This window comes from Sphingobacterium lactis, assembly GCF_011046555.1.
Classification (GTDB): Bacteria; Bacteroidota; Bacteroidia; order Sphingobacteriales; family Sphingobacteriaceae; genus Sphingobacterium; species Sphingobacterium lactis.
The window spans coordinates 3,609,276-3,624,404 of record NZ_CP049246.1 but is presented as its reverse complement, the minus strand read 5'-3'; the positions used below and the strand labels follow the sequence as shown (position 1 = coordinate 3,624,404).

The 15,129-nt window shown below is 45.0% G+C and carries 12 protein-coding genes; 6 read left to right on the top strand and 6 right to left on the bottom strand.

The annotated features are described in order from the left end of the window. Positions 1-4: 4 nt before the first annotated feature. The 4 genes from G6N79_RS15835 to G6N79_RS15820 all read right to left on the bottom strand — a co-directional run bounded on the left by G6N79_RS15835 (position 5) and on the right by G6N79_RS15820 (position 9,261). A complete protein-coding gene (locus G6N79_RS15835; RefSeq protein WP_164527209.1) occupies positions 5-886 on the bottom strand; it encodes an IS3 family transposase in 882 nt (293 codons plus the stop codon). A 23-nt stretch (positions 887-909) separates the two neighbouring features. Then, positions 910-1,443 (bottom strand): transposase, encoded by a 534-nt coding sequence (locus tag G6N79_RS17585; protein WP_206517945.1) that lies wholly within the window; start codon positions 1,441-1,443, stop codon positions 910-912. Positions 1,444-1,664: 221 nt separating this feature from the next. Then, entirely contained in the window at positions 1,665-3,989 is a 2,325-nt protein-coding gene (tamL, locus tag G6N79_RS15825) for a translocation and assembly module lipoprotein TamL (protein WP_103906172.1), read from the bottom strand. Then, entirely contained in the window at positions 3,955-9,261 is a 5,307-nt protein-coding gene (locus G6N79_RS15820; protein ID WP_103906171.1) for a translocation/assembly module TamB domain-containing protein, read from the bottom strand. Before G6N79_RS15820 ends, tamL begins: the two co-directional genes overlap by 35 nt. Before the next feature lie 437 nt (positions 9,262-9,698). Here G6N79_RS15820 and G6N79_RS15815 point away from each other — a divergent pair, with 437 nt between their 5' ends. Further along, positions 9,699-10,124 carry a Dabb family protein gene (locus G6N79_RS15815; RefSeq protein WP_103906170.1) on the top strand — a complete coding sequence of 142 codons (426 nt, stop codon included), beginning with the start codon at positions 9,699-9,701 and terminating at the stop codon, positions 10,122-10,124. Between the two features lie 89 nt (positions 10,125-10,213). Here G6N79_RS15815 and G6N79_RS15810 read toward each other — a convergent pair whose 3' ends face one another. Together G6N79_RS15810 and G6N79_RS15805 are read right to left on the bottom strand one after the other, a co-directional pair. Beyond that, positions 10,214-10,543 (bottom strand): DUF4342 domain-containing protein, encoded by a 330-nt coding sequence (locus G6N79_RS15810; protein WP_103906169.1) that lies wholly within the window; start codon positions 10,541-10,543, stop codon positions 10,214-10,216. A gap of 160 nt (positions 10,544-10,703) precedes the next feature. Next, entirely contained in the window at positions 10,704-11,489 is a 786-nt protein-coding gene (locus G6N79_RS15805) for a sulfite exporter TauE/SafE family protein (RefSeq protein ID WP_234993189.1), read from the bottom strand. Between the two features lie 163 nt (positions 11,490-11,652). Between G6N79_RS15805 and G6N79_RS15800 the strand changes: the two genes are divergently transcribed. The 5 genes from G6N79_RS15800 to G6N79_RS15780 all read left to right on the top strand — a co-directional run bounded on the left by G6N79_RS15800 (position 11,653) and on the right by G6N79_RS15780 (position 15,059). After that, on the top strand, positions 11,653-12,201 hold the full coding sequence (locus tag G6N79_RS15800; protein WP_103906168.1) for a YeeE/YedE family protein: 549 nt from the start codon (positions 11,653-11,655) through the stop codon (positions 12,199-12,201). 2 nt (positions 12,202-12,203) lie between these two features. After that, positions 12,204-12,617: a DUF6691 family protein gene (locus tag G6N79_RS15795; protein ID WP_103906167.1), complete on the top strand. Its 414-nt coding sequence runs from the start codon at positions 12,204-12,206 to the stop codon at positions 12,615-12,617. A gap of 72 nt (positions 12,618-12,689) precedes the next feature. After that, positions 12,690-13,016, top strand: coding sequence for a rhodanese-like domain-containing protein (locus G6N79_RS15790; protein WP_103906166.1), 327 nt, complete (start codon positions 12,690-12,692; stop codon positions 13,014-13,016). Between the two features lie 27 nt (positions 13,017-13,043). Next, entirely contained in the window at positions 13,044-14,423 is a 1,380-nt protein-coding gene (locus G6N79_RS15785) for an MBL fold metallo-hydrolase (RefSeq protein ID WP_103906165.1), read from the top strand. A 9-nt stretch (positions 14,424-14,432) separates the two neighbouring features. Beyond that, a complete protein-coding gene (locus tag G6N79_RS15780; RefSeq protein WP_234993188.1) occupies positions 14,433-15,059 on the top strand; it encodes a Crp/Fnr family transcriptional regulator in 627 nt (208 codons plus the stop codon). Positions 15,060-15,129 lie beyond the last annotated feature (70 nt).

The window sequence follows — 15,129 nt, the reverse complement described above, 5'->3', positions numbered from 1 at the left end:
TGTACTATACAAACTCTTTCTGCACTATTGGATATTTTTTCGGTCTCCATCTCTTTCTCAGCGCACCTGACCTCTTATGTGCCTGTTCAGGTGTGAGGTAATCACAGCTCGCGTGGGGCCTCAGGTTGTTGTATACCCTGATGTTCTCCCGGATCTTTCTTGTGGTCTCCCTCAGGCCACTCTGTGATGCGTAGAGGTCGAACTCCGCCTTCAGTATGCCGTTCACCCGTTCGGCTATCGCATTCTCGTAGGGATCCCCGTTCTCGGTCATGCTGACCGCGATCCCGTTGGTGCGTAGGATATCCACATAGCCTTTGCTACAGTACTGCGAACCCCGATCGGAGTGGTGTATCAGTCCCTTTCCCTGATACTGCCTCTGCTGCAGTGCCATCTGCAGGGCATCGATACATCCCTGTGCCGAGAGGTCGCCCCTGAACGCCCAGCCCACTATCTTTCTGGAATAGGCATCGGTAACCAGGCTCAGATATCCCCAGCGCCGGTTGAGCTGTACATAGGTGATGTCGCTTACCCAGACCTGCTCGGGACGCTCGACCGCAAGTCCCTTTATCAGGTTTCCGTACTTCTTCATCCAGTGCCGCGAATCGGTGGTGACCGCCTTCCTCTTCCTGGTCCTGATCTGTAGGGAATGCTCCCTCATCAGGGCGAAGAGATAGTCGCGGCCGATCCTGATCCCATGTTCCTGCAGGGGGCCGGCGAGCATATGGAGCAGCTTCCGGGTACCGATCCTCTTCTGTTCGCTGCGTATCCGCAGCACGTGCAGCAGGATGATCTCGTCCTTCAGTCCGACATCCTGAACCCGCCACTGGCGGTCATAGTACGCATGCCTTGTTCTGCCAAACAGTCCGCAGATCAAACGGATCCCCATTGCTGGGGATTCCTGTTTGATCTTTACGACCGCTTGGCACCAGACTTTTTTCTGATGTCGATCTTGAGCTGTTCCTCGGCAATATCGATCATGGTATCCAATGCCCTGATCTTCAGGTTTGCATATTCCAGGGCCTTCTTCAGGGCCAGGATCTCTGCCTCTTTGGGGTCTACGGGTTTCTTGTTGGCCATATCATCGGGTTCTGGGGAACTAAGTTCGGTATTTTCCCCCTTATATTCCCTGACCCATCTGGAGACCGTACCGGAGGAGATATCAAAGGTGTTCCCCGCCCGGTAGGCGCTCATCCCGTCCTGGACCGCCCTGATCACTGAACGCTTCAGCTCGGTGGTATACCGCTTTGGCCCAATGGGCTGTCGCCCGAACTTCTTCATCCAGCGGATCAGGCTCACTTCGGAGACACCGTACTGTTCCATCAGGTCCCGGCGGGGGACCCCAAGTTCGATCTGATCCAGCATGTGGAAGATCAGACGCTTGTCGAATGGCTGCTTCTTACTGGTCCGCTCAGCGAACTCAAACTCTCTTTCTATTGTTTCCATACACTTTGTTTTTGTGTATAGCTTTTTTAGGATTGGACAGTCCACCCAACAAGTCCAGGAAAAGAGCAGTAAATTCAGACCGTTTCTCTGCTCAGATATGCCTAAAAAGTTCCTTGAAGTGTTTTAAACGAAGATATTAACCGATTGGAGGTAAAAAAAATCGGCCTTTCTGTGTTTTAACAAAAAGGCCGATTTTGTGTGGTTTTTATGGTTTTGGTCGACTAGAATGGATATCCGATCGCCAAGTTAAAAATCAGGTTGTCGCGGCGCCAATCGCGTTCGCGGATATCAATGTATTTAAATACCCAGCGGTCATCCTTTGGACGATAAGGTACGCGGAATGGGATCGCGAAATCGGTACGTAGGATCAGGAAGTCCAGATCCAGGCGCAGACCCAAACCACCACCTACGGCAAGTTCGCTCAAGAAAGCCTTGGAGAATTTACCGCCCGGTTTATTCGGATCTTCGTTCTGCAACCACACGTTACCCGCATCGATAAATGCCGCCCAATGCAGCATACCGGCGATCTTCGCGCGATATTCTGTATTCAGCTCCAGTTTTAAGTCACCGGTCTGATCAGCAAAGAAATTGTCTTCACCGATGTTCTCCGGTAGGGATGAACCTGGACCCACCGCACGGGCACGGAAGGAACGTAAGCCGTTCGGACCACCGGTATAATATTGTTTTAAGTAAGGCAAGGACCGGGAGTTACCGTACGAGTAACTGGTTCCGATCATCACGCGGGAAGCCAAGGTTGAATTGGCGGTGATCTTCATGTAATGGCGCAGGTCCGCCTCTGCTTTAATAAATTGAGAATACGGAGTGCCAAAAATGTTCTTGATCTTTCCTGAATTGTAATCGGCACCTTGGATCAATCCCAGGATGTTACCCGAGGTGTTCAGTCCCGCTTTTGCATAGAACGTGTGTTTCTTGTTCTCCATCGAATTGGTGAACGTGTAAATGTAGTTCGGACCGAAGGAAAATTGCGGATCAACGATATGACGTAGGGTAGGGACTGTGTCCATCTGTGCTCGATATTCATCAGAAATGCCACGAGGCTGTACATAGATGATTTCTGCAAGCGTCAGATTATGGTCTTTCTGGAGGTTTTCTTTCCATGCATAGCCATAATTCAAGGTCATCGAATTCAAGGTATAAGCCGTTCTTCTGTTCAGGAATTCATAACCTGCTTTCAAGAAAGTCTTGGGTATATATTGCTTGCCTGGAGCCCATTTATATGGAGAAAGCAATCTCGGCCAGGTAATGCCCACCTCCGCTCCATAGCGGATATAACTGGAATTTAGATTCACATTTCCTCCGGTCTGCGTTTCATAACCGCCAAAGACCGAAAGTGTCAGTGTTTCAAACCCCTTAAATGCATTCTTAAGGGTCCAGTTTGCATTTACCTCCGTACCGTTATATACGGCCGCCGTCTTTCCGACAAGTTCCAAACGGATGGATTTCCGCTCCATTGGTGTGAGGTAATAGTACACATCCAAATGGTTTGTCGAGTCCTTGCTGTCCACAAAGTCGTTCTTCACGAATTTGAAGGCATTCAGGTTGACCAAGTGATTGATGGTCTGGTTGTGATTCCAGCGGTTGTACAGGTCGCCTGGCTGCAAAAAGATATGGTTGGCCAACACTTTCTTCCGGTATTTATTCTGTGGGTCGACGATGTAATACTTGTCATCGTATTTTTCGGTATTCCGCGGTACACGGCGGCGATTGGTCGATGAAGTCTCTTTCCAATCCGGGAAAATGTAGACATTGCCAATGTATTGCGGTTCCTTCGCCTGTGCCGGTGTTTCGGGTTTTACCGTGACGTACATGTTGACCTTGTTGTTGCCAATGGTACTGTCCACTTCCAATAGGATATTATCTGGACTGAAATAGTAGTAGCCCTGTTCTTTCAGTCGATTGTCAATGCGGTCGCGTTCGTTCAGGATGACATCCAGGTTGTAATTGCTTCCTGGGCGTAACAGTGTCCCTTCTTTAGTTCCCACAATGGATTTTCCCAATTTCTTGGTACTGTCAACGTCAAAATGTATTTCATTGATCCGGTAGATAGGACCAGGAAAGGCATCGTATCTGACCGTGGCCATCTTGCCATCGATCAAGGTATCCGACGTTACGCGCGCGGTAAAGAACCCAAGGTTCTCCATCTTTCCACGTAGTAGATTCTGGTTGTATTCGCGGTTGACATCACTCAAAAGAACGGGCTCCTGACCCTGTTTCTTCAGCCATTTGCGGATAAAATTGTTCGTGGTATCTGGTCCACCGCCCATGTTCCAAAGGCCGACTTTCCAGTACATGCCCAGAAACTTACTGTTCGGTTTCGGCAAGAGCGATTCCTCCAGAAACGTTTCGAATTGCTCCTTACGCTCTTCTGGAATGGTGTCGTTGTGAATGACAACATCTCCTTCTTTGTAGAATTTTTCGTTGTCAGCAACGTATTTCGTTGGGTTACAGCTTGCGATCAGCAGGGCACCCATGCTGCAGCCGAGTAGATGTTTAATTTTCATCGCCACCCCCTTCTTCTTCTTCATTTTTAATCGCCGATTTTTTCGGGTCTATCATGGAACTTGATGTATCTCTTCTGGACGTATCCACCGGTGTCCGGGTGCTGTCCTGTTGCTTTTTCAATTCTTCTTGTTGTTGTTTCTCCCGCTCTTCCATACGCTTTCTGAACTCCGGACTGTGCAGCATCAAACTGTCGCGAATCACCAAACGTACGCTATCACGGTATACCGAGTCGGTCTCCATTCTGTCGACGTCAAAACGACGGCGGAAACCTCTGGAGTCCGTATTGTAATATTCCTGCAGCGCCTTGGAATTCATGAACAATTCTTTAAAGCGGTTGTAGCTCATGTTGATGATGAAACCGATACCCGTTTCCACGAACTGCCCCTGTAGGGTTGCCTGGTACTGGTTCTTCCGGTAAACGCGAGCGAAGTAACGGCCGTCTTTTGATAATTGGTAATCCAAGGAAATATCACCCGCAATGTTGGATGCTTTTTCACCCGGACGTGTATTTCCTTCCACTTCGAAGTTGGAACCGATGGTAATTTTCAAGCGGTCGTCAAATAGCATTTTCGAAATACCTACGTTCAGATCCGTACGGGTCTGTGCGTTTCCGGTTAGGTAATCTTCTTCTGAATTCAGGTTGAAGTCAAGTTCCACCCCTTTGATCAGGTCAGAAGCAAGATTATTCAACTGTCCGGTCAGGAAGGAAGATACCGTACTCCGAACCATGGCTTCCGTACCGCCACCGGATAAACTCTCAAATGGATTCGCCGACATAAAGCGACCCAATGCAATCAAGGAGAAGACCTGCTTATTTAATTCCGCAGGGTCCTCACGCAGGTTGGACAGGGCAATATTCACCTTGCTCACCACTTCTTGAGATACGATCGCATTGTTCTCATCCAAATCGATATCAAAGTTTATCTGCGGTTTGAAGAGTTCACCCGTCAATTTCAAGAGTACATTAAACGGCACACGTTGTTTATAAAGGTTTTGGCTTTCGCCGGAAATCTGGTTCTGCACCAATTCAAGCGTAGCGAACCTTCCGGTGTAAATTGCCGTGATATCCAATCGGGCATCTAACGGATCCCCGTTCCAGACAATGGTACTTCCCTTCTGGAATTGGAAATCCTTGGAAATTGGGCCAAAGGAGAAGGTATAATCTCCTTTTTCCACTGTAAATGTTCCCGACATCGTAATCTTATCGTTCGCATCGATACTGGTGTTGATTTCCGCCACACCCTGAATATTCAAGGCATCCTGCGTTCCCTCATCGAGGATAACGCGGAATTTGGCATCCCTATCGGTACTTAAATTCAAGGCGATATCATAACCAGAAAGCGTACTGGACACCTGCGTCATGGAATCCAATTGTGCAAAGACATTCGCTCGAGCCGTATCGCTCTTATCCACGAACTTCACGACACCCTCGCGTTGTGCGACACCTGGATTATCGTTAGGCACGATAAAGTTAAAGTCCGTACGGTCATTTGCCTTCACGTTTCCATCGATCCGCGGTTTATCCAGATTGCCCGTGATCCGAAGGTTGGATGTCACATACATCTTACCGAAGAACAAGTCGTTATCCTCCCTGGTGGAGTTCATGACCTCAAAATCATCGGTAGACAAGTTCAAGTTGAAATCAAAGTCTGTATACGTTGTAGTTCTGATCGTACCGTTTAAGCGAGCCGTATTGTTTTTGGCATCCACCAGGTTAAACTGACGGAAGGTAATGCCCTGATCGTTGAAATAGATCTTCTGGTTGTCCACGCGCATGTTGGAGTTCAACATGGAGGCGTTGATGACGGCATCATTGAACGTCAATTCGCCATTGATGCGTGGAGCGGAAGTCGTGCCATTGATCTTCAATAGACCGGTAATTTCCCCTTGCGCATCACGCAGGTTGCCAAGACTGAATGCCTGAACGGTTGCCATCCGCATCGGTTTCAATTCCAATGTGGCATCGATCTGCATATCACCCTCAGGAGGGGAGATGACATCACCGATCAAGTGGACATCGTTGCCATTTTCCGTAATCCGCACATCGGCAGAATACGTGTTTTCCTTAATATTGTTGACCTTCAAGGCCACATTACCAATGGTATCCGTGCCGAAAAAGAATTGATCGATCGTCAGGTCGGAAACAAATACTGGCGTCGATTCAAAACGTGATACCGTCGCATTTCCGTTGATGCCACCACCTAATTTCAGTGTTTCAGACTGCAACATTTCTGTAATGGTCTCAATACGGAAATTGTTGAACGTTAGATCAATCGGAGAGTTAAATGTCGAATCTTGGGATTGAATGAGCATTTCCTGACCTTCATTCGTTAATCGGAAACCTTGCGCTCGAACGCCCTTTGGACCGAAGCTGATCAAGTTCGATGGGTCAATATTCCAATTTTCGTAGTTCAGCATCAGACCATCTTCTTTCAACTTCAGGTTGTAGTTATTGGCATCCACGAGCATAGTTGCCCCAAGATGATACTGTTCCTTATCTTCTTTATCCTTGATCCATAGGCCAAAGTCAATGTTATTATCGACCACACTACCACTCATGACTGTGTTGCGGAGTTCGATATTGCTCACCAAGATATGGCCGATCAGGGCGTTGTAATACAAAGTGCTGTCTGCCGTGATGATATCCACCCCGACATTCTCAATTTCCGTTCCGTCATAGATTATTTTCGGAGCAAGGAGCTTGGCCATGAGCGAGTGATCGGTACTGTTGAAGGTACCATCCAGTGTCACATCCTGCATTTCTTCCAATGCCGGTAAGAACTCCCGAATAATACGGGAATGGTTCAGCCGTGCCGAAAACTCAAATTGCTGCGGTGAATATTCATATTTCTCCACCTTATTCGATGGATTATAGTACGTCTGAATAATATCGGAAATGGATGAACCTAATTCCGTTAATTTATATTTACCCGTTAAATGGGCGTTTAGGAATTCCGAACTCAAGATCAATGTATTCTTCGCTGTGTCGGATTGTGCCGTTAAAGCAATGGTATCCAGTACATAGCGCTGATCATCATAGGCGATGGAAGAGTTCGAGACATACAGCGAGCCGTTGAGGTTGTCCAAATCCAAGGACTCAAAATCAGCAATGATCTTTCCATGATAGCGCAGATTCTGATCGATCAATTTCAGGTTCTTGAAGTTGACCGAATCGATCATCATCTCTGCATATAGCTTAGGGAATGCGCCGCGCATATCGGCCTGAATCGTTGCATCCAGATCAATGTTTGGATCGGGGCTATGGAGGTTGGCGGCGATATCGCCTTCCACTGCGGTCAGGTCAAAATCAATATCCTTGTAGCTATAGCCCATTGCATCCAGGCGGTTCAAGGTACCTGTTGCATCCGCACGCATGGTTTTCGGATTTAAACCGACACCATTCACCTGTGCCTGTGCAGAGACATACCCCAGAACGGAATCCTGTTTCAGGAATTCCCCCAGGTTGAAGTTGTCCACGGTTACAAAAGCATTATAGGTCGTATCACGCCCCATGTTCAACTTTCCGTTGACCGTTGCATTTCCTTGTTCGGTCACCAATTTCAAGTTTGCATCAAAGCCGGTCATACCGCCCTTAAAGGTACCGTTCAAGCTAATGTTCCGCGGTAGCTGGATGCTATCCGGCAATAGGGAAGGAGCAATCAGTCTATTGATGTCATTACGACCCGTAACCAATTTTTTAAGGTCCAGGTCAATATAAAGCTTGTTCATGTCCGGCAATCCCTTGATATGGGCTGTTGCTATGACATGGGTATTGTCTAGTGTTCTAAAGTCAAAGCGTGGAATGCGTAGATCATTCAATTTGCCGGTCACCCGTCCGTCGATATAGAACTTTTTGTTCATCAACGGTTTCATGACTTCTTCTTTTTCCAGATCTGGTGCCAAGAAACGGATATCGCGCATATCGATATGGCTTTTCCGGATATTGGCATTGATGGTCATGCTGGATGGATTGTTAGAAACTGCATCCAAAGAAGGGTAGGAAACCACGATCTCATCACGGATCAGTGTGTTCGGTGTCTCGAGCAAGAGGTCCTTAATGGTTGCTCCCGTGTTGGTATAGACAAAATCACCTTGCAGTTTGTTCAGCTGGAAGCCGGAATGGTCTTTGACCATCAACGCTTTCAAATTCCCGGAGATGGAATCCGCAGAATAATAAATATCATCCATGGCCCCTGCAAGATCGGTCAATTTCAAGTTGAAATAGTCGATTCCTTTGGTGCGAGGCTGATTATCATCCTTGAACCAGAAATTCGTTTTATCAATGACGAGCTTATCCACAGACACCTTCCAATTCATGGAGCTAGCGGCTGTGTCTGCAGGAGTATCATCATCAAAGGTATGCTCCTGGGTTGTTTTTCCGAAAAGGATTTCTGAATCGGATTGCGCAAGTTTAATTTCCTTCAGCTTGACGATTTCCTTGTTCAGATCGATCTGTTCTACATTACCTGCCAAATTTTTGATATCGAACTTGCTGACCATATTGATCGCTTTATCATCATATTTGACGTATATGTTCTTTAGATCAAGTGTTTTAATGTCAATGTTCGGCAATAAACTTGTTGCTTCAACAGATTGGTCTGTAATTCCAAAATCTGATGCTTTTACAGAATCCTGAGAAGTGATTACCGCCCATTGTTTGATATCCGCTGTTAAACCGTCAATCTTCACATTCGGCAACCCGAAGGACATGTTTTTGGTCAGGTCAAACTTGGTGATCCTGGTGTTGAACTTATTGAGGTAGATGTCAGCGGATGTTCCGATGACATCATCTTTATACACGAATTTTATGCGTTCAAAATTGACCTTATCGATATCAAAGGTTAATGCGGAAGCACTATCAGCAGTGGGCGTACTTTCTTTTTCAGAGGCAAAGGCAGCCACAATATAGTCAAAGTTAAAGCTGCTATCTGGTAGTTTGCGGTTGATTTTTGCGGTAATGCCCTTAAGCTCCAACTCATCGATCTCTACCGTGTTCTTCAAGAGCTTGAACATGTTGATATCCACGACAAGAGATTCACCCGCAATCAGGGTGTCCTTAGATTGGTCGGCGAAAAACACATTGTTCAACTCCAGCTTTTTGGGGAAATTGATATAGATATGGCCAATATCTACGGTAGTCCCTAGCTTATTTTCCAAATAATTGGATACCTTCCCAACAACGTAGTTCTGTACGGCAGGTAGGCGGATTAAGAAAATTAATAGTAAAAGTAAAGCGATTATGGAACCTATTATCCATAATACGGTCTTTAAAGCAATTCGGCCAAATCTATTCAAAGCTAGCTAGATAATCTTTTTTAATAAATATTATACCTCTATTAACACGATTAAACATATTTTGTTTAAGTCGAGAGGATATTTGGTGATGTATAATTTAATTGCAAATATAGGTTTTAAAAGCAATTTTTTCGTTGTCTCGTTCCTGATTTTCAATGAATATCAGCAAGGAATGTGCCGTATATTGTATTAATAATCAATTTGTTTACAGAAAGTAGTTGGATTGTAGATGTATGATAGTAATATTAATCTTTAGGAAATTGATTTAATTTATATTTTCTTTTGGAATACCTGTTTGAACTTGTGTATTTCTGAAAAGATATGCTTCATTTGTAATGATTAAGCTAAAGGATTGTATTATTTGTTGTGCGATATGCTTCAGATACCTGTGATTTTCTGAAAATCTAGTATATTTAAATACCTAAACATCCACTATTATGAAAAGAAATCACTTCATAAAGGCCCTATGCCTTACTGCCGGGGCTACTACGCTATTGGGTTCATGCGCATCAGGTGCAGCCCAGCAAGATGCACCCGTTTCGGAGAATGAGTCGGGACATATTCTCCATTCGGTTTATTTCTGGCTGAAGCCAGGGCTGTCTGCTGAAGAGGAACAAGACTTTCTGAATTTCTTCGAAGCCCTGAAAAAAGTACCTGGCATTCATGCATTTCAGGTTGGCAAGCCTGCACCAACAACGCCTCGAGACGTTGTCGATAATTCATTTTCCTATGCGATCTATGTGACTTTTAAGACAATGGAAGATATCAACACCTATGAGAAACACCCGGATCATCTAGCTGCCTCGGAAAAATATGGTAAATATTGGACCAAAGTGGAGGTTAAGGATTCCATTTTGGTGTAAGGCTAGTGATTTTGGCTATTCTCAGAAATATAAAAGGCCTGCACATGGCAGGCCTTTCGATATAAATCTTTTAATAAGAAGCCGCTGGCTTAGTGGACTTCGATATCTGTTCCTGTGGAGCTGTTCGTTGGTTCAGAAGTTGGTTCTGACGTAGGTTCCTCGGTAACTGTTTCATCCTTTTTATCGGTGCGCTCCACCGTAATCTTACATTCGGTAAGTAGCGCCGCCAAAGCGCCTACAGCCGCAAAAATCGGTGCCAATACCACGCCGATAACCCCTAAGGTTACAGGGAAGCTCATGATGTCCTTACCGTTCTTATCTGAGATGCTGATCTTTGTGACATTACCCTCTGCGATCAACTCCTTTATTCTTTTTAATAAATTCTCTCCGGTTACTGAAAATGTTTCTTTAATTGACATAACTGTGTGTTTTTTATCTGTTTAACAATCTATTCTTTTTTTAGTTTTTGATATTCAAATATACAGTACCTCTCGCATACAGGAATGTGTATATCCGTCAATTGCTGAAAATTTTCGGTGATTGCCCGTTTTTATTCGGTGAATCCGCTGGCGGAAGGTGTTAATTTAATTCCTGAACGATAATAACAAAGGCCATGAGTAATACAAACCACCCAAATATAGGTTTAAGTTTCTTTCCATCAATGCGTTGGCTAAGTTTGCTGCCCAATAAAATACCCACCATCGCAATCCCTGTAATACTCAATAGGAACGTCCAATCGATCCGTTGCAAATCTAGGTTACCGATGAACCCGAACAGCGAATTTGCCGCGATAATCAATAGGGAAGTGCCAATGGCGGTCTTCATCGGCATGCCGTTGAAGATAATCAACGCCGGAATGATGAGAAATCCTCCGCCAGCACCGATTAATCCGGATATCAATCCAACCCCTGTACCTTGAAGAATCAATGGGAGAAGGTAGTTGTTTCCTGAATCAACGGGCTTCGATACATGTTTACCAATCATTTTCAGCGCCGCAAAGAACATCAATACCGCAAATAGCAACATGATGGCCATATCTTTGGAAAGGGTGAATTCGCCAAGTTGAACCAGCTGTTCCGGAATCAGGTCTAATATATAGTGTCTGGTAAGAAAAACACTGATGATGGAGGGTATACCAAAGTAAACGGCAGATCTAAAGTCTATAAGCTGTTGCCGAAAGTATGGTACTGCACCAACTGCGGAGGTCGATCCAACGATAAATAGGGAATAGGAGGTAGCCAGTAAAGGGTCGAGGTGAAAGAGATAAACCAATACGGGCACCGTTAATATGCTGCCCCCACCGCCGATTAATCCGAGCGAAAGACCAATTCCCAAAGAAGCTAAGAAGCCGAATAATTCAATCATTGTTTTCAAGTTTCCTGCAAAGTTGGTTGAATCGAGGGGGAGATTGCGTCACTTTGGTTACACAAGCAAACGGAACGGTCCATGGAATGTTCTATCGGTAACATTAGTTACTGTAGGAGTGTGGGTTCTGGCGTAATTTTGTGCAACAACAAAAAAGAAACGTATGGATTTAATAATGGGCCCTTGGCCATGGTATGTAGGTGGAGCTTTGGTGGCTTTGGTTATGATCGCCTTAATTTTCTTGGGAAAAAGTTTTGGCTTCTCCTCCAATTTCAGGAATATCTGTTCCGCTATGGGTGCGGGGAATACCTGTAGTTTTTTCGATTTCGATTGGCGTAAGCAGAAATGGAACCTCTTGTTTTTGGTGGGCGCCATAATCGGAGGATTTGTTTCCGCGAATTTCCTATCTGCGAATCAGGTGCCGGAAATTGCCGAAACCACGATCAGCCAACTGAAGGGTCTGGGGTTTGATAGTGCGGGATCGGCTTATGCACCTACCGAAATATTCCAGGATCTATCTTTAAAGAATATTATTCTGCTGGCGACCGGCGGTCTGTTGATCGGTTTTGGAACGCGCTATGCTGGGGGATGTACTTCTGGGCATGCGATATCGGGGCTCAGTGATCTGCAGTGGCCGTCCCTTGTGGCGGTAGTAGGTTTCTTTATCGGCGGTTTGATTATGGTTCATGTGTTGTTCCCTTTAATATTTTAGTGATGAGAAAATTAGTATATGTTTTATTAGGTGTAGTTTTTGGTATGGCGATGTATAAGGCGGAAGCAGCTTCGTGGTTTCGTATCTATGAGATGTTCAACTTTCAGTCTTTCCACATGTATGGTTTTATGGCAACAGCCTTGGCCATCGGTGTGGTCGCCGTTCAGTTGATCAAAAGAAAAAAAGCGAAGGACATTAGTGGGCAGCCAATCGTCATAGCTCCAAAGAACAAATCCATTCCCCGATATTTAATCGGTGGTATCCTGTTCGGATTGGGTTGGGCACTTGTGGGTGCCTGTCCAGGACCAGTTTTTGTCCTCATTGGCGCTGGCGTGTATCCGATGTTGATCGTTGCTGCCTTTGCTGTACTGGGAACTTATCTGTATGGTTTAGTGAAAGATAAATTGCCTCATTAATTGATCAATAGTGTAACATAAGTTGCGCTAAAGATCGGTTGGATGGGGTAGATTTGATTAAACGTATTAAGAATGATACAGAGATTAACATTTTCAGAATTTAAGGCGCAGATTGCTGCAGAAGGCGTTCAATTATTGGATGTGCGGGCCGCAGAGGAGTTTGCATCCGGTACCATCGTCGGGGCCAAATTGGCAGACGTTAGACGTATGGATTTTAAAGAACGGATTAATACCATGGTAGATTTGCAAAAACCTATATATTTGTTCTGCCATTCAGGGATACGATCGCTGAATGCAGCACGGATGCTGGAATCCATGGGTGCCGTGGAAATTTACGACCTCAATGGAGGCTATGTTTCCTGGAGCCAACATATAGAAGCAGACAGAACCCGAATATAAACTATAGATAAAAAAAAGGAATACATTATGTTTTTTCAACAAGTATATGATCATACTTTAGCGCAAGCGAGTTATTTTATTGGATGTCAGGCAAAGAATGAAGCGATTGTAATAGATGCGAAGCGCGATATTGACACATATCTGGAAATTGCAAAACAGAACAATATGCGCATTACGCATATTGCTGAAACACATATTCATGCAGATTTTCTGGCTGGTTCCAGAGAATTGGCACAAGTAACAGGAGCAGAGCTCTACCTTTCAGATGAGGGTGGTGACAACTGGCAATACGAGTTTCCCCATGTCGGATTGAAGGAAGGATCGGTGATCAAAGTCGGTAATCTTTCCTTGGAAGTAATCCACACGCCGGGACATACACCGGAGAGCATCTCCCTATTGTTACGTGATCACCCGGCATCCGAAGAACCTGTAATGATCTTTACCGGAGATTTTGTATTTGTCGGTGATATTGGCCGTCCTGATTTGTTGGAAGAAGCGGCAGGTATGGTAGGAACTAAGGAAATTGGTGCAGAACAGATGTTCGCATCCCTAAAGAAATTCGCTGCTCTTCCCGATTATGTTCAGGTTTGGCCGGGACATGGTGCAGGATCAGCCTGTGGTAAGGCATTGGGCTCCGTACCGAGCAGTACCGTAGGTTATGAGAAAATCAGAAATTGGGCTTTCCAGTTTGGAGATGATTATGAAGGCTTCAAAAATTATTTGTTGAGCGATCAACCGGAGGCACCTACTTATTTTGCGATGATGAAGAAGCTGAATAAGGTAGACCGCCCGTTGTTGGTCGAAGTGCCAAACCATCCTACGATTTCCGTAAAGGAAGCAGAAGCGATGTCCGATGTTACTTTGTTGGACACGCGCCATAAGGTGGAATTTGCCAAAGGTCATCTGAAAGATTCCATTAATATTCAGAACAACAAATCCTTAGCCAATTGGGCGGGATGGATGCTTGGCTATGACGAGAACCTGGTGGTTGTGGCGGATGAAGGCCGTGAAGAAGAAATTACCAGAAAACTGATGCGGATCGGAATGGATAATGTGAAAGCCTTTGTGACGGATCTATCGGGTGCAACTTTGCAGGAGACTAAAGTAGTAGATGCAGATACAGTGGAAGCGTGGAAAGATCGCGAAGATACGGTGTTACTGGATGTCCGCGGAAAATCTGAATTCAAACAAGAGCATATCCCAGGAGCAGAGCACCGCTTCATCGGTAACCTTCCTAAAAATCTGCCTACGGATATTAAGGACAAAAAGATTATCATCCAATGTCAATCCGGAGATCGGGCGACTGTGGCGGCTTCCTATCTGGAAAAGAAAGGATTCGATCAAATTTTCAATTATGCCGGTAGTTTTCTGGATTGGAAAAAGGAAGGTAAGCCGACAACAACTTAATAGTTGACTATGAGTTTAATTCAAGAGGCCTATATAGGAATTCTAGAGCCCGCCTTAATCGATGAGATTGAGGCGGTTGCCTTGGTTAAGACCTTCCAGAGTGGAGAGATCATCATGGATATCGGTCAGTATATCAAGTCCATGCCGCTCTTGCTTTCCGGAGCGATCAAGATTGTCCGTGAGGATGAGAAAGAAGGCGAACTGCTGCTCTATTATTTAGAGAAAGGGGAAACCTGTACCATGTCCATTGCCTGTTGCGTAGGCAATAAGAAAAGTGAAATCAGGGCAAAGGCGGAAATGGAAACCACTGTGGCCATGATTCCCAATAATTACCTCAACGAGTGGTTGGGAAAATATGAAACCTGGCGGAACTTTATACTCAACAGCTATTCTTCCAGAATGAACGAAATGCTGTTTGCCATTGATAACTTGGCATTTTCCAAAATGGAGGACCGTATCATGTATTTCCTGAAGGAAAAGGTCCGGTTGACGGATGATCGGATTCTAACGGTTACCCATCAGGATATTGCCTCGGATTTAAATACTTCCAGAGTGGTCGTGTCCAGAATCCTTAAAAAATTAGAAAATGAAGATAAAATCGTACTCTTGAGAAATGAAATCAGAGTACTGGTCTAATATCATGAAAAAAAATCTTTATAGATAAATAAGTAATTATTATTTTTTATTAAAGATAATTTCTATATTT